Raw genomic sequence first — 19904 nt, 5'->3', positions numbered from 1 at the left:
GGCTAGCACAACGCAAACCCTCATCAGCGCTTCCTCGCGACGACGCCACTGGCGGGGCCACTATTTGTCTCCCACAAGGCCCGCGCCCGCTCGATCCGGCCGACAGACACCTCTAGATCGCGCAGCAATCCATCTTGGATGGAGTAAATCCAGCCGTGAACCTCCAGAGGCTGTTTCCTGCGCCAGGCGTCCCGCACGAAGGGATTGGCGGTGATCTGGCGGACCTGTTCGATCACATTACGCTCGCAGAGATCGTTCACCCGGGCCTCAGGATCAGTGATCATCGAAAGCTCATGCTCGCAGCGCCATGAGAGGCTTCTGACCGGGGTGAGCCAGTGGTCGATCAGGCCGTGGCGCTCGTCTGACAGGGCCGCGCGGACGCCGCCACAGCCATAGTGGCCACAGACGATGACATGGCGGACCTTCAAGACTTCAACGGCGAACTGGAGGACCGAGAGGAAATTGGCGTCTTGCGGTGGCGCGAGATTGGCCACGTTCCGGTGAACGAACAACTCCCCGGGATCGAGGCCGACGATCTCGTTGGCGGGCACCCGGCTGTCTGAGCAGCCAATCCAGAGATAGGCAGGCGCCTGCTGGCTCGCCAAGCGCCGGAAGTACTCCGGATCGACGCGGGCACGGGTCGCCGCCCAGCGGATATTGTTGTCGAACAGCTCAGAGATCATGGCTGAGCTTCGAGGACGAGGCCCCGCCTCGCGGCCAGCCGTCGGCTCAACGCCGTCAGGTCGGCGACTGTCAGTCTCAGCCGCGCGATTGGCAGCACCACGGCGTTTTCCAGCGCCAGGTGGCGCAATTCGTGCCGCGCGAAGGCAAGAAGTACAGACTTGGCCTCTGGATCGAGCCCCGGCGCCCGCTGGGATTTCAGCGCCGACTCCAGGCGATCCCTAACGACCTGTGACTGAGTGACGTCAGCGCGGTGCTCGGCAGACAGCCGGCCCAGGACATTCTCGATTTCGTCCTCAGGCAAGGCACGACGTCGAAGTAAGGGGAAGAGGTCCTCTTCTTCGTCGATGACGTGCAAGGCAAGATCATAGCGGATGAAGTCGATGATTTGGCTGATGGGCCCTGAACTGAAGACGGGACTGGCGGCCACCTCCTCGATCATCCGACAGAGCTGCCTGTGGCGGTAGTGCTCGGCAAAGAACCAGTCGAGGGGCTCGTAGAGCAGTTCTCGGGGGATGTCTTCGATGTCCGCAGGCGGGTCGCTGGGCATGGCCGGCTCTCCAAGGACGTTCAGTAGCGGTAATCGAGGCTGACCCAGATCTTGGTGCGATCGCCGTAGCCGGGACGGTCGCCCTCGAACCAGGCGAGCTTCGTTTCGAACGCAAGGTGTTTGGTGAGTTGGGCGGACGCCACGAGGTCCAACTCCGTCCCATAGTCAGCGCCGCCTTCGGGAGTGGTGAAGCGATGCGCCGCCGCAGACAGGCGGATTGGCGGAAAGCCCGTGGGCTTGAGGGTGGCGCCGACCTTGGCGTTGAGGTCCTGAACACCATCGGGCGGTGTGGTGAGGAACACATCGGCCCACCCCTGGAAGGCGTGGAGCGTCGCCAAAGGCGTTGCGAAGCCGCGGCGGCCGTCACCGTCAAGTCGTTCCACGCCGATGCTCGCCCAGATGTCTTTCTGACGAAGACCCAGCGTGAGCGCGGCGTAGTCCAGATCAAAGTCTGCGGGATTGCCGCCATAGTCGGCCTGTCGGGCGTAGGCGGCCTCAAGGCTGCCTTTCAACCCGTCAGGAGAGAGCGACCGTTCCATGCGCAGGGCCATGCCTAGGGTTGCGCTGGACTGTGCCGGGGCATTGGCGAAGTCGAGCCATTCCCCATGAAGGGTGACCTGCCCCCAGGCGGGCTTCCAGTCGGCCTGGGCCAGATGACTGTCTGAACGCCAGTCGCCCTGCGGGTGATCATCGCCGAAGATGCGCTGTACGCGATCCACATAGACATAGGTGAGCGCGAGGTCGGGGATCGGCTTGAAGTCCAGACGGGCGGCGTCGAAGGTCTGTTCGTTCTGTCGGAACCCCACATTCCCGACGAAGCGCGCTGAGCCCAGGATGATCCGTTGGCGACCGACGGCCGCGGCGGCCCGGTCGCCACTCCAGGCGACTTGTAAGCGATTGAGCTCGGTCGTCTCCGGATCAGGGACGATCGGATAGGTGAGCTTGCCATTGGTGGTGGAGTTGTACTCGTCGCTGAGCGCGACGATGTTCTCGCCCTCGATCAGGAACCGCGCGCCTTTCCAAGGGGCTGTTTCGAATCCGAGGCGGGTGCGCAAGGTGAGCGCCGAGGCGCTGTTGTTCAGGCCGCTCTGATCGACCGATTCCTGTCGAAGACGGCTTTCGAGGATCAGCGTGGGCGCCTCAGAGGCGTGCGCGATGCCAGGGGTGACCAGGATCGCCAGACTGAACGCGACGTTGACCGACCGCATGGCTTATCTCCGCTTGATGAGCGTGTAGGTGTGCTTCTGCTCGGGCTTGGGTGTCAGCCGCGACTTCAGCAGCGAAGCCATCGCTGCGACCGCCGGATCAGCGGCCCCTTGGGTGGCCGAAATGAGCTGGGTCCAAGACTCGTCTTTGGCGTGGTCGACGAAGTGCCGGACCGCTCGGCGCACGAAGAGGGCGACCTGGAGATTTTCGCTCGCGGCTGCGGCCTTGACCCGGCTAGCCAAATCTATGTCCGTCGCATCCAGCCAGGCTTCAAGCCGGTCGGCCGAGGCGCCGTCCGAGAGCATTGCGCCGAGAGAAGGGGCGCCTTCGGAAAGCCGCCCGTCCTGAGTCAGGCTGAAGGCGACGCCTTCGGCTCGGGCGCGGTCGGCGAGCTGGGCGACATATCGGGCAGCCGCCGCCGTCCAGGCTCGGCTCTCGAGATGCAGCCTGATCTTGTCCTCGACATATTCGAACGGGAGCGCCCTCCCTTCGATCCGACGTTCAAGTTTGAGAACGTGCCAGCCGAAGCGCGAGCGGACGGGAGTCGTCAGGATTTCCCCAGCCTTCAGGCCCGCGAGCGCGCGCTCGACCTCAACCACCAGGTCGCCTGGACCGAGTTGACCCAGGGAGCCGCCCACCGCTCCAGAGGGACAGTCGGACGACGTCTTCGCAAGTTCACCAAACCGGTCAGGCTTGTCCGCGAGCTGAGCGAGCATGGCCTCGACGGTTTGCCGGGCAGACTCCCAGCCTTCCGCATCGTCGGACTTCGGCTCAATGAGAATATGTGCGGCTTCGATCAGGACAGGTGTCGTGAAGCGCTGACGCTGTGCGTCGTAGACGCGTCGGCACTCGGCCTCGCTTGGGGACTCGATCTCGACTTCTGCGTCGAGGGTGGCGCGGATCAGCGCCTCCTCGGGAGTTTCCTCACGGCCGTTGTCATCCAGCAGCGGCTGGGCGTCCAGGCCAAGTTCGTCGGCCCTGTGAAGGAGCAGGGCCCTGACCGCCAGCGCCTTCCCCGCAGCGATGCGGGCTTCCATCGGACTTGCGCTTGGATGGTGCTGGGCCTCCTCAGCGATGAGGAACTCCGGGATTTCGACGCCTTCGACGACGAGGGTGCTGGTCATGGAGCTACTCGGCGGCCTTGAGGGCTTCGGGACGGACGGCTTGGATTGATGCGCTGCGCGCCGCAGGGGATACCGGCTCGGTCGGATAAACAGGCGCGGCGGCGACCCGTCGCAGAGGCAATGCGCGCTTGGTGCGCACCAGCTGCCAGCCACGCCGGTTCAGGTACCAGACCGGGGCCGACAGCATGTGGACCAGGCGGGTGAACGGGAACACCAGCAGGATGGTCATCCCCAGCACCAGGTGGGCCTTGAAGATCGGATGCACATCGGCGACGTAGGCCGCCACGCCCGGCCGGAAGGTGAACACCCCCTGCGCCCAGCTCATGAACTTGAGCATCTCATGCCCGTCCAGGTGGCCGGCCGACAAGGGAATGGTCGCCAGGCCCAGGATCAACTGAGCCAGCAGCAGGATCAGGATGGCGGTGTCGCCGAAACTGGAGGTGGCCCGAATTCGCGGGTCGAACAGCCGACGATGCAGGAGCAACAGGCCGCCCACGAGGCAGAGGACGCCGGCGAAACCGCCGGCGACAATGGCCAGAATCTGCTTTGCGCCGTGCGGCACGCCGAGGGCGTCGAACACCCAGATCGGCGTGAGCAGACCCACGAAGTGGCCGCCAAAGATGGTCAGTATTCCGACGTGGAACAGTACGGAGCCCAACACGAGCTGCTTGCGCCGCAGCAGCTGGGAGGAGCCCGTTCGCCAAGTATATTGTTCACGGTCGAAGCGGAGGACCGAACCCAACACAAGAACGGCCAGCGCAATGTAGGGAAAAACCCCGAACAGAAATTGGTTTAGGAGTTGCATGGCGAACCTCAGGCGTTGGCGGCGGCGCGGCGCGGCTGACGGCCGGGCTCGGCCATCATCGCGTCGACGAGAGCGGTGGCCTTCGGGCAGCCCACGTCGGAGGGGCCGAAGGTGACGGCGGTTTCAGCCCAGGCCTTGTCGATGGCCTCCAGATCGTTGGGATCCTCGTCGGGCTCGCTCAAAAGTGCGGCCAGTGCGCCCGGGTCTGCGGCCTGCGAGGCGAGTTTGCCGAGCGCGCCGAATATGGCGCGATAGGCGCTGCCCCGCGACTTCAGGCGCTCACCCATGGCGTCCAGGACGTGCGCCGCCTCCCCCAGCAGGGAGGCGGCCTGGGCGTCGGGCAGGGTGGAGAGGAACTCAAGGAACACGGGCAGGAAGTCGGGCAGTTCGTTGGCCGACAGGTGCAGGTCGTGGGCGCGATAGAGTTCGGCCAGGGCGACCATGGCTTCGCCGCGGTCGCGGCTTTCGCCATGCACGTGCTCATAGAGGTTGAGCGACAGAGACCGGGTGCGGTCGAAGAGCTCGGTGTAGCTCTCCTGCAGGTCATAGATGTCGCCGCCAGCGATCTGATCAACGAGGCGTCCCAGCGCCTTTAGGATGGCTTTTGGAACCATCCCCTCCGCCTCGATGAGCGCCAGGGCCTGAGGCGCGAGCCGCTGCAGCTCAGGGGTCGGATAGGTAAGCAGGTGCGCAAGCGCCTGATAGGTGCGGGCCATGGGTCAGGCCTCCATGGGGGTTTTGGCGCGGCTGCGCTTGTTGGGTCCAAACAGGCCGAGCTCCGTGCGTCCGCCGGAGCAGCCATTGCCAAACGAGAAGCCGCAGGAGCCGCGCATGTCGTAGGCGTCCTCCGCCACTTCGCGGTGCGCGGACGGGATGACGAACCGGTCCTCGTAGTTGGCGATCGCCAGGTAGCGGTACATCTCGTCGATCTGGGCGGCGGAGAGTTCGACGCTTCCCGCCAGCCTGTGGTCGATGACGCCCTCGACGGTCTTGGCGCGCATGTACCCGCGCATGGCCAGCATGCGCCTCAGGGCCAGTTCGATCGGCGCCTCGCGGCCGGCGGTCAGCAGGTTCGCGAGGTATTTGACCGGGATCCGCAGCGAGTGGACGTCAGGCATTTCGCCATCCATCTCAATGGCGCCTGCGGCCGCTGCGTTCTGGATCGGTGAGAGCGGCGGCACGTACCAGACCATCGGCAGGGTTCGGTATTCAGGGTGCAGCGGGAAGGCGATCTTCCAGTCGATGGCCATCTTGTAGACGGGGCTCTGCCGCGCTGCGTCGAGCCAGGCTTCCGGTACGCCGTTGGCGCGCGCCTGGGCGATTACCGCCGGGTCGGTAGGGTCGAGGAAGATGTCGAGTTGGGCCTGATAGAGGTCCTGATCATCAGGCGTGCTGGCGGCGGTCTCGATCTGGTCGGCGTCATAGAGCAGGACGCCGAGATAGCGGATGCGCCCGACACAGGTCTCCGAACAGACGGTCGGTTGACCGACCTCAATCCGCGGGAAGCAGAAGGTGCACTTCTCCGATTTCCCGGATTCCCAGTTGTAGTAGATTTTCTTGTAGGGGCAGGCGGAGACGCACATGCGCCAGCCTCGGCACTTGTCCTGGTCGATCAGGACGATGCCATCCTCCTCGCGCTTGTAGATCGCGCCCGAAGGGCACGCCGCCACGCAGGTCGGGTTGAGGCAGTGCTCGCACAGCCTCGGCAGATACATCATAAAGGTGTTCTCGAACTGGCCGTAGATCTCCTTCTCGACGCTGTCGAAGTTGTAGTCGGCTGAACGCGTGGCGAACTCGCCCCCCAGGATCTCCTCCCAGTTCGGGCCCCGCTCGATCTTCTCCATCCGCTGGCCGGTGATCTTCGAGCGCGGCCGCGCGGTCGGGAACGCCTTCATCTCCGGCGCCGTCTGCAGATGGCCGTAATCGAAGTCGAAGGGCTCGTAGTAGTCGTCGATCTCCGGCAGGTCGGGGTTGGCGAAGATCTTCGCCAGGATGCGCCACTTGGCGCCCATCTTGGGCTCAATCTTGCCGTTGGCCTTGCGAGTCCACCCGCCGTTCCAGCGTTTCTGGTTCTCCCAGTCCCGCGGAAAGCCAACGCCGGGCTTGGTCTCCACGTTGTTGAACCAGGCGTATTCAACGCCTTCACGATTGGTCCACACATTCTTGCAGGTAACTGAGCAGGTGTGGCACCCGATGCACTTATCGAGATTCAGCACCATGCCGATCTGGGCGCGGACTTTCATTGGGCGAAATCCTTGGTGTTGAGGGTTTCTTCGAGCCAGTCGACCTTGGTCATCTTGCGAAGCACGACGAATTCGTCGCGGTTTGCGCCGACAGTGCCGTAGTAGTTGAAGCCGTAGGCGAGTTGGGCGTAGCCGCCGATCATGTGGGTAGGCTTCAGCACCGTGCGGGTGACCGAGTTGTGGATGCCGCCGCGCTTGCCGGTGATCTGCGACCCTGGCGTGTTCACGATCTTTTCCTGGGCGTGATACATGAAGGTCGTGCCTTCACGGATGCGCTGGGACACGACGACCCGCGCCGTCAGGGCCCCGTTGGCGTTGAAAGCCTCCACCCAGTCGTTGTCGATCAGACCCGCCTTCTTGGCGTCGACCTCAGAGATCCAGATGACTGGGCCGCCGCGGTTCAAGGTGAGCATCATCAGGTTGTCGGAGTAGGTCGAGTGGATGCCCCACTTCTGGTGCGGGGTGATGAAGTTCAGGACGATCTCAGTCTGGCCGTTGGGCTTGGCGCCCTGGACGTAGGTGGTCTTCAGGTCGATCGGCGGACGATAGACGCAGAGCGCCTCGCCGAACGCCCGCATCCACTCATGGTCCTGGTAGAGTTGTTGGCGCCCGGTGAGAGTCCGCCACGGGATCAGTTCATGGACGTTGGTCCAGCCGGCGGTGTAGCAGACCTTCTCGCTCTCAATGCCAGACCAGGTCGGCGAGGTGATGATCTTGCGCGGCTGGGCCAAGAGATCGCGGAAGCGGATTTTCTCGTCTTCCTTGGGCAGGGCCAGATGGGTGTGCTCGCGGCCGGTCTGCTTTTCGAGCGCCGCCCAGGCCTTGACCGCCACCTCGCCATTGGTCTCGGGCGCCAGCATCAGGATGGTTTCGCAGGCGTCGATATCGGTCTCGATCTTCGGCATGCCCTGGGTCTGGCCCTCCTCGAGGACCTTGCCGTTTAGCTCGGCCAGCAGATCGACCTCGTGCTCGGTCTTCCAGCCGATGCCCTTGCCGCCATTGCCGCTGGCTTTGAGTAGCGGCCCCAATGCCGTGAAGCGCTTGAAGGTGTTCGGGTAGTCCCGTTCAACGACTGTGATCTGGGGCATGGTCTTGCCCGGGATCGCCTCGCACTCACCCTTGGACCAATCGCGGACATCGAACGGCTGAGCCAGTTCGGCGGCGCTGTCGTGTTGGATGGGGGTGAGAACGACGTCCTGCTCGACGCCCAGGACTTCCGGAGCGACATTGGAAAACTGCTTGGCGATCGCCTTGAAGATTTCCCAATCCGACTTCGACTCCCAGGCCGGGTCCACAGCCGCCGACAGCGGGTGGATGAAGGGGTGCATGTCGGAGGTGTTGAGGTCGTTCTTCTCGTACCAGGTGGCTGTCGGCAGCACGATGTCGGAGTAGACCGCCGTGGTCGACATCCGGAAATCAAGGGTGACCAGAAGGTCGAGTTTTCCCTCCGGCGCCTCGTCATGCCACTTCACATCGTTGGGCTTGCGCCGGCCGTCTTCGCCGAGGTCCTTGCCCTGGACGCCATGGTTTGCGCCCAACAGGTGCTTCAGGAAGTACTCGTGACCCTTGCCAGACGAGCCCAGCAGGTTGGAGCGCCAGATGAACATGTTGCGCGGCCAGTTGGCCGGGTCGTCGGGGTCCATGCAGGACATCTCAAGATCGCCGCTCTTCAGCTGGGCGAGCGCATAGGCCTTTGGGTCCTGGCCAGCCGCGGCCGCGGCGTTGGCGACCTCAAGCGGGTTTGTTTTCAGCGCCGGCGCCGAGGGCAGCCAGCCCATCCGTTCGGCCTTGGCGTTGAAGTCGATCATCGACCCGTCCCAGACGCCGTCGGGGGCGGTGGGTGACAGGATCTCGCTCATCTCGACGGTCTCGTAGCGCCACTGGTCAGAGTGGGCGTAGAAGAATGAAGTCGAGTTCTGCTGCCGGGGCGGCTTGGCCCAGTCTGTGGCGAAGGCCAGCGGCGCCCAGCCCGTCTGCGGCCGCAGCTTCTCCTGGCCGACGTAGTGCGCCCAACCGCCGCCCGTCTGGCCGACGCACCCGCACATCACCAGCATGTTGATGACAGCGCGGTAGTTCATATCCATGTGGAACCAGTGGTTCATCGCCGCGCCGATGATCACCATCGACTTGCCATCGGTCTTTTCAGCGTTGCCGGCGAAGCCACGGGCGACGGCGACAATCTGATCCTTCGGCACCGACGTGATCGCCTCAGCCCAAGCCGGCGAATAGGGCTGCACGTCGTCGTAGCTGGCCGGCATATGGTCGCCGCCGAAGCCCTGATCGACGCCGTAATTGGCGAGGAACAGGTCATAGACGCAGGCCACCAGGGTCTCGCCCTCCGGCAGCTTCATACGCTTGACCGGCACATTGCGGACCAGGACGTCGGGGTGGTCTGTCATGGCGAAGCCATTGGTGGCCGCGCCGCCGAAATAGGGGAAGCGCACGGCGGCGACCTCGTCGTGGACACCTTTCAGGCCCAGGCGGAGCGAGGTCTCGCGGCCAAGGCCATCCTTCTCCTCAAGGTTCCACTTGCCGTCCTCGCCCCAGCGGAAGCCGATTGAGCCGTTGGGCACGATCACTTCGCCGGTCGCTTCGTCGAGCGCGACGGTCTTCCAGTCGGGGTTGTTCGTCTCGCCTAGGGCCTGGTCGAACTCTGCAGCCCGCAGCAGACGCTCGGGCACATAGGCCCCGTCCTGCGGCACCAGGCGGACCAGCATCGGCAAGTCGGAATACTTGCGCAGGTATTCGCGGAAGTAGGGCACCTGCCGGTCAACATGGAACTCCTTGAGGATCACGTGGCCGAACGCCATGCCGAGCGCCGCGTCAGTGCCCTGCTTAACGGCTAGCCACAGATCGGAGAACTTCGAGGCCTCTGAATAGTCGGGGCAGATAACTACAGACTTTGCCCCGCGATAGCGGGCCTCCGTATAGAAGTGGGCGTCGGGCGTCCGCGTCTGCGGAACGTTGGAGCCCCACAGCATGATGAAGCTGGAATTGAACCAGTCTGCGCTCTCGGCGACGTCAGTTTGCTCGCCCCAGGTCTGTGGAGAGGCTGGCGGCAGGTCGCAGTACCAGTCGTAGAACGACCCACAGACGCCGCCAATCAGCTGCAGGTAGCGCGCGCCGGCAGCGTAGGAGACCATCGACATGGCCGGGATCGGCGAGAAGCCGAAAATCCGATCAGGACCCCAAGCCTTGATGGTGTGCGCATTGGCGGCCGCGATGATCTCAGTCACCTCGTCCCAGGTGGCGCGGATGAAGCCGCCGGCGCCGCGCATGGTCACATAGGAGGCGCGCTGCGCGGGATCGTTCTGGATCGAGGCCCAGGCCGCCACTGGGCTGAGCGTCGCGCGGGCCTTGCGCCACAGCTTCAGCAGGCGCGAGCGGATCAGCGGGTATTTCACCCGGTTCGCGGAATAGAGGTACCAGCTGTAGCTGGCGCCGCGGGCGCAGCCGCGCGGCTCATGGTTCGGCAGCTCCGGACGGGTCCGGGGATAATCGGTCTGCTGGGTCTCCCAGGTGACGATCCCCCCCTTGACGTAGATTTTCCAGGAGCAGGAGCCGGTGCAGTTCACCCCGTGGGTGGAGCGCACCACTTTGTCGTGCTGCCAGCGGTCGCGGTAAGCCTGCTCCCAGGTGCGGTCATCGTCGTTGAGGACGCCGTGGCCGTTCGAAAAGAGCTCGGTCTTGCGTGTGAAGAACGCCAGGCGATCAAGGGTGTGGCTCATGCCGCGGCTCCCAGTTTCGAGGGTTGAGGCGCGTGCAGCATGGAGGTCTTGCGGCCGTAGAAGGCCCAGTTCACCGCGACGCAGCTAAGGTAGAAGGCGAGGAAGATGAGGAGTGCGGTCTCAGGGCCGCCGGTCGCCTTGAGCGACTCTCCAAAGAGCTTGGGGATCACGAAGCCGCCATAGGCGCCGATGGCCGACGAGAAGCCGACAATGGCGGCTGACTCCATCTCGGAAGCCTTGAGGCGAGCCACCGCATCGGCTTGGGGCATCAGCCGCGGCATGTCGCTCCGCATGATCGCCGGGATCATCTGGAAGGTCGATGCATTGCCAATGCCGGTCCAGGCGAACAGCCAGATGAAGCTGGCGAAAAAGACCGCGAAGGAGGGTTCCGTCCCCCAGGCTCCGACGCTGTGAAGCACAGCAACCACGCCCCCAGCCATGGCGAGGAAGACCCAATGGGTGACGTGCTCCCCACCAAACTTGTCCGAAACCCAGCCGGTCAGGGCGCGCGCCGCGGCCCCGACCAGAGGGCCGAGGAACGCGAACTGAAGGCTGTTCACATCGGGGAAGAGGGTCCGCATGAGGAGCGGGAAGGCGGCCGAAAAGCCGATGAAGGAGCCAAATGTGCCCACATAGAGGTAGCACATGATCCAGTTGTGCTTACGCTTGAAGACCACGGCCTGGCTCGAGAAGGAGGCCTTGGCCGAGGCGATGTCGTTCATGCCGACCCAGGCTGCTACGGCGGCGGCGAGGATGAACGGTACCCAGACGAACCCCGCATTCTGCAGCCACAGCTCGCTGCGGGCCTCGCCGTCCACAGCGACTTGCGGGGCGCCCACCACAGGGGCGAAGGCGCCGGCCACAATGACGACAGGCACCAGGAACTGCATCACGCTGACGCCGAGGTTGCCGAAGCCGGCGTTGAGGGCCAGCGCATTGCCCTTCTCAGCCTTCGGATAGAAGAACGAGATGTTGGACATGGACGAAGCGAAGTTGCCGCCGCCCAGACCGCAGGCCAGCGCCAGGGCGACGAACACCCAGTAGGGGGTCTCCGGCTGCTGGACGGCCAGGCCGATGCCGATGGCGGGGACCAGCAGCGAGAGGGTGGAGATAGTGGTCCAGAGCCGCCCGCCGAGGATTGGTACGAGGAAGCTGTAGAAGATCCGCAGGGTCGCACCTGAGAGCGCCGGCAGGGCCGTCAGCCAGAAGAGCTGGTCGGTAGTGAAGTCGAAGCCGATCAGTTTCAGCTTCGCCACGACCATCGACCAGACCATCCAGATGGCGAAGGCCAGGAGCAGGTTCGGAACACTGATCCAGAGGTTGCGGCTGGCGATAGACCGACCGGTGGAGTTCCAGAACTCGGGGTCTTCAGGGCGCCAGTCTGTCAGGACATGGCGGGCGGGAGGTGCCGAAGACATGGCTTCTTGCCCTTTCAAGTGTCAGCGCGCAGTCGGCGCGATGGCGCCAGACGCGGAGGGAGGATTGGGGGTCATGCCGACCATCTCAGGCAGGGCTGGGAGGTCGCGCAGTTGCGGTGCGGACTTCTGTTCCATCCGACGGATGGCGAAGTGCATCCAGGTCAGCGCCGTCGCCGCCAGGAGGAAGAGCAGCATGAAGCAGCTAGTCCAGACGCCGGTGAGGTCGTTCAGAGCACCGAAGACGATCGGTAGGATGAACCCGCCCAGGCCGCCGACCATGCCCACCAGACCGCCGACGGCGCCCACATGCCCGGGGTAGTAGACCGGGATGTGCTTGTAGACGGCGGCTTTGCCGAGGCTCATGGCGAAGCCGAGGACGAATATCAGGACGACAAAGGGGATGAGGCCGGTCGAGAGGCTGAAGCTGATCGGGCCATTGATCCCGTCCACCACATAGCGCGTCGACGGATAGGAGAGCAGGAAGGTGCAGATCACGCTTACGCCGAAGGTGATGTACATCACCCGCCGGGCGCCGATCTTGTCCGACAGCCAGCCGCCGAACACTCGGAAGAGCGAGCCGGGGATCGAATAGGCTGCGGCCAGCATGCCAGCGGCCTTGATGTCGAGGCTGTAGACGCCAACTAGGTAGCTCGGCAGCCAGAGCGCCAGGGCCACGAAGGCGCCGAAGACGAAGAAGTAATAGAGGGCGAAGCGCCAAACCTGCAGCTTGCGGAGGGGGGTGAGCTGGGCCCCAGCCCGGGCCGGCTTCTCGCCTGAGGCGCGGCGCGCGACGAGTTCCGGATCGTCACGGGTGATCAGGAAGGTCAGGACGGCGATCCCCGCCAGGGCGAGCGCCCAAATCTGCGCCACGGCCTCCCAGCCCAGGGCGACCATGACAAAGGGCGCGGCGAACTTGGTGACGGCGGAGCCGACGTTCCCGGCGCCGAAGATTCCCAGGGCGGTGCCCTGGCGTTCCTTGGGGAAGAACTTAGCGACATAGGTCACGCCGACGGAGAAGGCGCCGCCGGCGACGCCGACGCCCAGGGCCGCGACCAGAAACTGCGGGTAGGTTTCAGCATAGGACAGCAGGAAGGTGGCCGCCGCCGCGGCGAGCATGACAGCCAGGTTGACGATGCGGCCGCCATACTGTTCAGCCCAGATGCCCAGGATCAGGCGGATCAACGACCCGGTCAGGATGGGCGTCCCGATCAGCAGGCCAAACTGCGCGCCAGACAGGCCGAGATCCGTCCGGATCTGCACGCCAATGATCGAGAAGATGGTCCAGACCGCGAAGCAGGCCGTGAATGAGAACGTGCTCATCCACAATGCTGTCTGGGCGCCTTGCTGATGGCCTGTCGGTGCGCTCACCGATCGTCCCCCTTGTCGTGACCGAGCCAAATCTCGGTGAGGCAGGGATAGGACGATCTATGGTCTAGGCTGATTGATGCGGATCAATTGCTGCAGTGCGCAACGGCAATTATGACAGAATGCCGCAGCAATACAGGCGGCAGCGAGAATATACTCAAGGTGATGATTGATGAAGTGGCTAGTCGGACTTGATGCTTATCAAGCATCGATGATCTGTCAGACTATCCACCCAGTTGTGACAGATTTCGGGTGTCCCCCGAGCGCCCTTCAGCCAAACGGTGACCGCGCGGCTTCATCGCCAAGGCCGATTCGATGCGCGCCTCCAGAGCTGGTCGGTCGTCGCTCGCCAGGAGGTCACGCAGATCCACCCCGTCGTCGCCAAAGAGGCAAAGCCGGAGCTTGCCGGCGGCGGTGATCCGCAACCGGTTGCAGCTATCGCAGAAGCCAGGAGAATAGGGCGCAATGAGCCCCAGGCGCCCCTCGTAGTCCGGGTGGCGGTACTCAATCGCCGGTCCATCGTCGGGGCCGCGCAGGCAGGGACTCCATCCATGGTCGGCCAGCCACGCGAGCAAGCGGCTACCGGGCACGTGTTGATCTTCGAAGAAGGCGAGGTTGTCGCCGGTGCGCATCAGTTCGATGAACCGCACGGCCACCGGCCGTGTCCGGACATAGTCGGCGAAGCGATCAAAGCCCTCACCGACCGCGCTGCGCTGCAGGACAGCATTCAGCTTTACGCTGGGCAGGGCGAGATCCAGGGCGCGGTCCACACCTTCGAGCACCGAATTCAGACGGTTGTGTCCGGTGATGCGACGGAAGACGTCGGGCTCCAGGCTATCGACGCTCACATTCAGGTTGGTCAGGCCAGCGGCCGCCCATTCTTCGATGTAGCGGGCGAGGTTCCAACCGTTGGTGGTCATGGCGACCTTGTTGCCGCCCGGAAGGGCGCTGAGACGGCCAATGATGTCGCCCAGGTCGCGGCGCACGGTAGGCTCGCCGCCCGTCAGTCGGAACTTGGTGACCCCACGGTGGCTGAAGACCCGGCCGAGACGCTCGATCTCCAACGGGGTCATCAGGGCGGGACCTGCGACCTTCTGATAGCCGTTCGGCAGGCAGTAGACGCAACGGAAGTTGCACACCTCGGTCAGCGAAATGCGCAGATAGCGGAATCGACGGCCAAAGCCGTCGGCGAAGGTTTCCACGTGAGCCCCTTTCCAAGCACGGGAGACGAGGCCGTTTCCAACCTCACCCTTGCCGCCCTGGGCGGCTCGGCGGGGCGCCCATGGCCAAACGGCTTTAGGGCGACGCGCTCGGAGCATTGCGGCGGACGAGAAGCGCCGCCGATGAAGACAAGTCTATTTCAGCTGCCCCAGCCCCCGATTGATGACCATCAAGCCTGGCCCGCGACCATAGGGCGCGGGCGGGCCAGCATTGGGATGTGGCTGACGGCGAATAGTCCGAAGGCCAGCGACCAAGCGATGACCGAGGCGCTGAGCAGGACCGGATTGAGCGATCCTGCCGCCGCGCTGACGCGCAAGAGCGCCGCCAGATTGATCAGCAGGTAGATCGCTTGCACGCTGCGGTCAGCGGCGAGCGCGCGCCCCGTATGTCCCCGGCTGGCGCGCGTCATTACTGCGAGGGTCATCACGCCCACCGCGCCGACCGTGAGCGCGTGGACGCCGAGCGTCGGAGGCGCGCCAGGCGCGAAAACGCCCAGACCGAGCAGGCCAAGGGCCAGGGCAAGCCAGCCGTATCCGACATGCAAAATCCAGACGAGCGGCTCTTTCAGGGTTCGCCACCCACGCCAGCGGGCGAGGCGCACGAAATTGAGCGCGCCGGCCCCAGCCATGGCGCTTCCAGCTATCAGGCTCGCAGGCGAGGCGAGCCAAGCCGCGAGCGCTCCTGCCGTCGCAAGCAGGACCAGGTGATCGAAACGCGACTCAGGGCGCGCTGAGGGCGCCTGACCCTGAGCCTTGAGCCAGTTGTTGGTGAAGCTCGGAACGATGCGTCCGCCGATCAGTGCGATGAGCAGCGCGATCGCCGCCATTCCCACACGCCAAGCGAGGTCGGTGCCCCAGAAGACCGGACGCAGATGAAAGAGGACGTTGCCCAGGGCCATCAGGCTGACCAGCATGCAGACCGGGAGGTTGCGCCAGTTGCGGCCTGCCAGAACCTCGCGCCAGATCACCGCAGCGAAGACGATCAGGAACGCGCTATCGACGGCGCCGATGACTATGGGCGACAAACCCGGGGCGAGCATTGCGACCCGACCTGCCGCCCACAGGCCAAACAGGCCGGCGAGGGGCGCTCCGATGACCGGCATGCGGCCGGTCCAGTTCGGAACCGCGGTCGTGAGGAAGCCGGCGACAATGGCCGCCAAGGCGCCGAACAACATCTCATGGATGTGCCATTCCCGACTCAGCCAGCCATCCCCAGCCAGATAGCTCCAGACCCAGAGTGGGGCGGTGATCGACGCCCAGATGGCGCCGCCCAGGAAGAAAGGCCTAAAGCCGTAGCTGAAGATAATTGGTCCGGAATAGGCGCGGCGGCGTGATGCAGTGCTCATGGGATGAGAATGCGCCGCATCTGCGCGACTCGCCTTGACCCCCATCAAGCAGGGGGCGGCTCATCCGCACTTCGAATGTCCGCAATCCACACAGGTTTCGCAGCCTTCGCGCTTGACCAGTTCGAAGCCGCCGCATCTGGGGCAGGCGCAGGCCTGCACAGCATGCGCTTGCGACGGCTCGAGGGACATGGGGTCGGATACCGGCGCCTCGGCGGGTTCCGCGGCGTCTTGCCGCGCGGCGAGGTGCTGTTCAATGACCGCGCCAATAGCGGCGAGCAGCGAAGGCACATAGCGGCCCTCCATCCATGCCCCGCCGCGTGGGTCGAAGACAGCCTTCAACTCCTCCACGACAAAGGCGATATCGCCACCCCGGCGGAATACGGCTGATACCATCCGTGTCAGGCCCAGGGTCCAGGCGTAGTGCTCCATGTTCTTCGAGTTGATGAAAATTTCAAACGGACGCCGGCCGGCTGCATCGACGACATCATTGATCGTCACATAGACCGCGTGAGCGCTCTCCGGCCATTTGAGCTTGTAGGTGGCCCCCTCCAGGGCGCGTGGGCGGGCGGGGAGGTCATTGGCGGGGACGGCGCGGGCGCTGCTTACGGCCGGACCCGCAGGAGGCGTCACCGATAGCACCGAGCCTGTCACGGCGTTGGGTCGGTAGGTGGTCAGGCCTTTGCAGCCGAGCCGGTAGCCCTCCAGATAGACATCCCCAAAGGCGTCGAAGTCGATCGTTTCGGGGCAGTTGACCGTCTTGGAGATCGAGGAGTCGATCTGCGCCTGGGCTGCGGCCTGCATGCGCAGATGGTCGGCAGGGTTGAGCGTCTGTGCGGTGACAAAGATGTCGGCCGGAGGCTCTGTATCGCCGTGCAGACGTTTCCAGAGGGCCAGAGCATAGTCCTCGACCGCCTCCTCGCGCGTGCCGCCGTCCGGCTGGCGCACCTTGCGGGTGTAGGCGAAGGCGAAAACGGGTTCGATGCCTGAAGAGACGTTGCCGGCCAACAGCGATGTTGTGCCGGTGGGGGCGATCGAGGTCAGGCATCCATTGCGCAGGCCATGGCGGGCGATGCGCGCGCGCGTCTCCTCATCCAGGTCGCGAAGGTTCGGACGATCCAGGATGGCGGGATCATAGAGTGGGAAGGCGCCCTTTTCGGCCGCCAGATCGGCTGAGGCACGATAGGCTTCGCGTTTGATGTGGCCCAGCCATTCACGGGTCAGGGCGACGGCCTCGTCCGAACCGTACGCTGCCCCGCAAAACACGAGCGCATCCGCCAGCCCCGTGACCCCGAGCCCGATGCGGCGCTTGGCCTTGGCTTCAGTCTCCTGGGCCTCGAGGGGGAAGCGCGAAATGTCGATGACATTGTCGAGCATCCGCACCGCGGTGTAGGTCAGCTCGCTGAGCTGAGACAGGTCCAACCGCGCCCCGGCGCTGAAGGGCGCCTCAATGAGACGGGCAAGGTTGATCGAGCCCAGCAGGCAGGCGCCGTATGGCGGGAGCATCTGCTCGCCGCAGGGGTTGCTGGCCAGGATGGTCTCGCAATAGCTCAGATTGTTCTGGGCGTTCACCCGGTCAATGAAGATGACCCCAGGCTCGGCGGCGTCGTAAGTCGCCTGCATCAGACGCCGCCAGATGTCCTTGGCGGCGACGGTCCGGACAACCTGTTCTTGATAGACAAGCGGCCATTCGGCATCCGCCTCCAGGGCGGTCATGAAGGCGTCTGTCACCAGGACGGAGAGATTGAAGTTGCGAAGCCGCACGGGGTCTCTTTTGGCGTCGATGAAGGCTTCGATGTCCGGGTGGTCGATGCGCAGACACCCCATCATCGCCCCACGGCGCTGTCCGGCCGACATGATCGTCCGGCACATGGAGTCCCAGACATCCATGAAACTGAGCGGCCCGGAGGCGTCAGCGGCCACGCCTCGGACAGGGGAGCCGGACGGGCGGATCGAGGAGAAGTCCATGCCGACCCCGCCGCCCTGCTGCATGGTGATCGCCGCTTCGCGCACCTGCCCGAAGATGGCCTCGAGGCTGTCGGGAATCTTGCCCATGACGAAGCAGTTGAAGAGCGTGACGGCGCGCCCTGAGCCGGCCCCCGCCAGGATTCGGCCCGCGGGAATGAACTTATAGTCCTCCATGGCCGACCGGAACCGTTCGGCCGCCGCCGCGCGCATATCGGGCGCCTCGCCCTCGGCAAGGGCGACAGCGACGCGCCGCCACGTGGCCTCAATGGAGTCATCGGCCTCGGCGCCCGAGGCGGGTGCGAAACGATATTTGCTGGACCAGATTTCCTGGGCGAGAGGATTGTCGAACGCCATCAGCCTGCCTCCTGGGTGGGCCTTGGAGGCTGTTCGATTCGCTGCGGCGTGCGACAGGGGCCGTGCGGTGTCGCAGGGCTCCGAAAACCTGCTGCCGGCCAGGTGACGGACATCAAGCCCCGGGAGTGGGGGCTTCAATGCGACCGCTGGCGTACAGGCCCAAGGTGATCTCTCACTCAGGAGATCGCCCAAATGCTTTCCGAGATGCAGATCGTCGAGCGGGAGTTCGCCCGCCGCCCGCCGCTGGCCGACGACGACCGTCTGGCGCCGGCCACGGCGAACTCTTCGCGCGCGCCCGCGCCAAGCCGTCCGATCCGGTGGCTCCATGCTATGGCCTGGGTGCTGGCGACCCCATCCGCCGCCGTCCTCCTGGGCCGCAGCTGAGCGCTAGAGCGTTAGCACCCTGACCGGCGCCCCGGCCGGCAAGCCCGGCGAGCCAGCCTCGCGGCGCGCCAGCAGGGTCCATTCGCCCATAACCGCCTGAGCGCTCGAATCCTGACTCTCGCAAGGATGTGCGCCGCTCGCCTTCATGCGGGCTCGCACGAAAACTTCTCGATCACCCGTGGGCGCGAAAGGTTGGCCCGCCGGCGCATCGCGCCAGGCCCAGGCCTCAGATTGCGATCGACCGCTAAGCGCAGCCAGCAAGGGCGCGAGAAACAAGCGCGCCGTGACCATGGCGGCGGTGGGGTTGCCAGGCAGACCGACCACCAGCCGCCCGTTGGACCGGCCAACCCAAACCGGCTTTCCCGGCTTCATGGCGACCTTGTCGATGATGAGCTCAAGCTGCTCGAAAGCCGCCCGGGCATAGTCCTTTTCACCGACCGAGGCGCCCCCCGTCATCACGATGAGGTCGGCGTTCGCCTGTTCGTCGGACACAGCGCGGCGCAATGTGGCCAGATCATCAGGCGCATGACGGCGTCGGACGACGCCCGCACCCCATTGGCGGGCCAGACTGGCGACACCATAGGACACGCTGTCGGGAACCCGTCCGGGCCGATCCAGCGCTGTTCCAGGCGCGACCAGTTCATCGCCGGACGAGATGATGGAGACCCGTGGACGGCGGTTCACAGAGACATGCGGCCGGTCGGCCGCCGCGGCGAGCAGTTGAGCGCCCGGATCCATGACGCGTCCCCGCCTCAGCAGAACCCGATGAGCCCGAAAGTCGGATCCCGCCTGCCGGATGTGGGAACTGGAGAGCCGACGAGGATCCAGTGTGATGCCCTCAGCCGTCGCTCGAACCAGTTCCTGTGGGACAACCCGGTCGAAGTCTGCAGGCAGCGGCGCACCGGTAAAGATGCGCACGCACACCTCTGCGGGCAGTTCTCCGGGGGGCGCGGCGCCGGCGAAGACTTCGCCGCTGATCGGCCAAGCGGTGCGCCCAGCCTTCAACTCGGAATCGCGGATCGCATAGCCGTCCATGGCTGAGACGGCGTGGGTTGGGCTGTCGCAGACGGCCAGGATATCTCTCGCGAGTACTCGGCCGTCGGCTTCCTCTAGACCAATTGTCTCAGCGCCTAGCGGTTCGGCCAGATTCGTCAGCCGCAAACAGGCCTCATCGAAGCTGATCACGCGCAGACACCGCGATAGCGAGGAACCTGGCCGACCAGGGAGCAGGGGCGGAAGCGACTGTCAAATTCCTGTGCGAGCACCAGATCCCAGGCGTCGCGACATGCGCCCGTGGAGCCTGGCACACAGAAGATGAAGGTCTCGCCGATCTGACCGGCAAGCGCCCGCGACTGCAGAGTCGAGACCCCCACCGTCCCAAAGCTGGCTTGGTGAAAGATGACGGAGAAGCCATCCATCTCGCGGTCCAATAGCGGGCGAACCGCCTCGGGCGTCACGTCTCGTGGTGAGAACCCAGTGCCGCCGGTCGTGAGGATAACGTCCACCTGAGGGTCA

General features: G+C 64.8%; 16 protein-coding genes and 1 riboswitch. Of the genes, 1 reads left to right on the top strand and 15 read right to left on the bottom strand.

The window, feature by feature from the left end; all coding sequences use genetic code 11:
• Positions 1–23 precede the first annotated feature (23 nt).
• From Q7V15_RS13390 to Q7V15_RS13330, 13 genes are all read right to left on the bottom strand, one after another.
• Complete coding sequence (locus Q7V15_RS13390) at positions 24–683, bottom strand: carbonic anhydrase (RefSeq protein ID WP_304756203.1); 660 nt, start codon at positions 681–683, stop codon at positions 24–26.
• Positions 680–1231 (bottom strand): hemerythrin domain-containing protein, encoded by a 552-nt coding sequence (locus tag Q7V15_RS13385; RefSeq protein ID WP_304756202.1) that lies wholly within the window; start codon positions 1229–1231, stop codon positions 680–682. Before Q7V15_RS13385 ends, Q7V15_RS13390 begins: the two co-directional genes overlap by 4 nt.
• 20 nt (positions 1232–1251) lie before the next feature.
• Positions 1252–2439 (bottom strand): hypothetical protein, encoded by a 1188-nt coding sequence (locus tag Q7V15_RS13380; RefSeq protein ID WP_304756201.1) that lies wholly within the window; start codon positions 2437–2439, stop codon positions 1252–1254.
• Positions 2440–2442: 3 nt separating this feature from the next.
• Entirely contained in the window at positions 2443–3561 is a 1119-nt protein-coding gene (locus tag Q7V15_RS13375; RefSeq protein WP_304756200.1) for a peptidylprolyl isomerase, read from the bottom strand.
• 4 nt (positions 3562–3565) lie between these two features.
• Positions 3566–4366, bottom strand: a complete 801-nt coding sequence (gene narI, locus Q7V15_RS13370) for a respiratory nitrate reductase subunit gamma (RefSeq protein WP_304756199.1) — start codon at positions 4364–4366, stop codon at positions 3566–3568.
• An 8-nt stretch (positions 4367–4374) separates the two neighbouring features.
• On the bottom strand, positions 4375–5082 hold the full coding sequence (narJ, locus tag Q7V15_RS13365; RefSeq protein WP_304756198.1) for a nitrate reductase molybdenum cofactor assembly chaperone: 708 nt from the start codon (positions 5080–5082) through the stop codon (positions 4375–4377).
• A 3-nt stretch (positions 5083–5085) separates the two neighbouring features.
• Positions 5086–6609 carry a nitrate reductase subunit beta gene (gene narH / locus Q7V15_RS13360; RefSeq protein ID WP_304756196.1) on the bottom strand — a complete coding sequence of 508 codons (1524 nt, stop codon included), beginning with the start codon at positions 6607–6609 and terminating at the stop codon, positions 5086–5088.
• Positions 6606–10337, bottom strand: a complete 3732-nt coding sequence (locus Q7V15_RS13355; protein ID WP_304756194.1) for a nitrate reductase subunit alpha — start codon at positions 10335–10337, stop codon at positions 6606–6608. Before Q7V15_RS13355 ends, narH begins: the two co-directional genes overlap by 4 nt.
• A complete protein-coding gene (locus tag Q7V15_RS13350) occupies positions 10334–11755 on the bottom strand; it encodes a NarK family nitrate/nitrite MFS transporter (RefSeq protein ID WP_304756192.1) in 1422 nt (473 codons plus the stop codon). The genes Q7V15_RS13355 and Q7V15_RS13350 overlap by 4 nt, the downstream gene beginning before the upstream one ends.
• Before the next feature lie 21 nt (positions 11756–11776).
• On the bottom strand, positions 11777–13075 hold the full coding sequence (locus Q7V15_RS13345; RefSeq protein WP_304756190.1) for a nitrate/nitrite transporter: 1299 nt from the start codon (positions 13073–13075) through the stop codon (positions 11777–11779).
• Between the two features lie 269 nt (positions 13076–13344).
• Positions 13345–14322, bottom strand: a complete 978-nt coding sequence (gene moaA / locus Q7V15_RS13340; protein ID WP_304756189.1) for a GTP 3',8-cyclase MoaA — start codon at positions 14320–14322, stop codon at positions 13345–13347.
• A riboswitch (molybdenum cofactor riboswitch) is annotated at positions 14312–14448 on the bottom strand. It overlaps the preceding gene by 11 nt.
• Before the next feature lie 62 nt (positions 14449–14510).
• Positions 14511–15686, bottom strand: a complete 1176-nt coding sequence (locus tag Q7V15_RS13335) for an NnrS family protein (RefSeq protein ID WP_304756188.1) — start codon at positions 15684–15686, stop codon at positions 14511–14513.
• Positions 15687–15746: 60 nt separating this feature from the next.
• The gene (locus tag Q7V15_RS13330) at positions 15747–18005 is read right to left on the bottom strand and encodes an adenosylcobalamin-dependent ribonucleoside-diphosphate reductase (protein WP_304756187.1); all 2259 of its coding nucleotides are present in this window, start codon (positions 18003–18005) and stop codon (positions 15747–15749) included.
• A gap of 192 nt (positions 18006–18197) precedes the next feature.
• Between Q7V15_RS13330 and Q7V15_RS13325 the strand changes: the two genes are divergently transcribed.
• Complete coding sequence (locus tag Q7V15_RS13325) at positions 18198–18389, top strand: hypothetical protein (protein ID WP_304756186.1); 192 nt, start codon at positions 18198–18200, stop codon at positions 18387–18389.
• 3 nt (positions 18390–18392) lie between these two features.
• On the opposite strand, the gene Q7V15_RS13320 is transcribed toward Q7V15_RS13325, so the two are convergent.
• The gene (locus Q7V15_RS13320; protein WP_304756185.1) at positions 18393–19574 is read right to left on the bottom strand and encodes a molybdopterin molybdotransferase MoeA; all 1182 of its coding nucleotides are present in this window, start codon (positions 19572–19574) and stop codon (positions 18393–18395) included.
• Positions 19571–19904 (bottom strand): molybdopterin-binding protein (locus Q7V15_RS13315; RefSeq protein ID WP_304756184.1); only part of this gene is annotated, 334 nt, incomplete at its 5' end. The genes Q7V15_RS13315 and Q7V15_RS13320, both read right to left, overlap by 4 nt.

The sequence above is a fragment of the Phenylobacterium sp. genome, from assembly GCF_030651755.1.
In the GTDB taxonomy this organism is placed as follows: Bacteria; Pseudomonadota; Alphaproteobacteria; order Caulobacterales; family Caulobacteraceae; genus Phenylobacterium.
The sequence above is the reverse complement of the archived record's forward strand: the minus strand, read 5'-3'. Positions and strand labels throughout refer to the sequence as shown.

What these genes read in the sequence shown, in the direction of transcription:
- Q7V15_RS13380 (WP_304756201.1), bottom strand. Translation starts at nt 2,439, where the DNA reads ATGCGGTCGGTCAACGTCGCGTTCAGTCTGGCGATCCTGGTCACCCCT.
- Q7V15_RS13375 (WP_304756200.1), bottom strand. Translation starts at nt 3,561, where the DNA reads ATGACCAGCACCCTCGTCGTCGAAGGCGTCGAAATCCCGGAGTTCCTC.
- Q7V15_RS13390 (WP_304756203.1), bottom strand. Translation starts at nt 683, where the DNA reads ATGATCTCTGAGCTGTTCGACAACAATATCCGCTGGGCGGCGACCCGT.
- Q7V15_RS13330 (WP_304756187.1), bottom strand. Translation starts at nt 18,005, where the DNA reads ATGGCGTTCGACAATCCTCTCGCCCAGGAAATCTGGTCCAGCAAATAT.
- Q7V15_RS13345 (WP_304756190.1), bottom strand. Translation starts at nt 13,075, where the DNA reads ATGAGCACGTTCTCATTCACGGCCTGCTTCGCGGTCTGGACCATCTTC.
- Q7V15_RS13385 (WP_304756202.1), bottom strand. Translation starts at nt 1,231, where the DNA reads ATGCCCAGCGACCCGCCTGCGGACATCGAAGACATCCCCCGAGAACTG.
- narI (WP_304756199.1), bottom strand. Translation starts at nt 4,366, where the DNA reads ATGCAACTCCTAAACCAATTTCTGTTCGGGGTTTTTCCCTACATTGCG.
- narJ (WP_304756198.1), bottom strand. Translation starts at nt 5,082, where the DNA reads ATGGCCCGCACCTATCAGGCGCTTGCGCACCTGCTTACCTATCCGACC.
- Q7V15_RS13350 (WP_304756192.1), bottom strand. Translation starts at nt 11,755, where the DNA reads ATGTCTTCGGCACCTCCCGCCCGCCATGTCCTGACAGACTGGCGCCCT.
- Q7V15_RS13335 (WP_304756188.1), bottom strand. Translation starts at nt 15,686, where the DNA reads ATGAGCACTGCATCACGCCGCCGCGCCTATTCCGGACCAATTATCTTC.
- narH (WP_304756196.1), bottom strand. Translation starts at nt 6,609, where the DNA reads ATGAAAGTCCGCGCCCAGATCGGCATGGTGCTGAATCTCGATAAGTGC.
- Q7V15_RS13355 (WP_304756194.1), bottom strand. Translation starts at nt 10,337, where the DNA reads ATGAGCCACACCCTTGATCGCCTGGCGTTCTTCACACGCAAGACCGAG.
- Q7V15_RS13325 (WP_304756186.1), top strand. Translation starts at nt 18,198, where the DNA reads ATGCTTTCCGAGATGCAGATCGTCGAGCGGGAGTTCGCCCGCCGCCCG.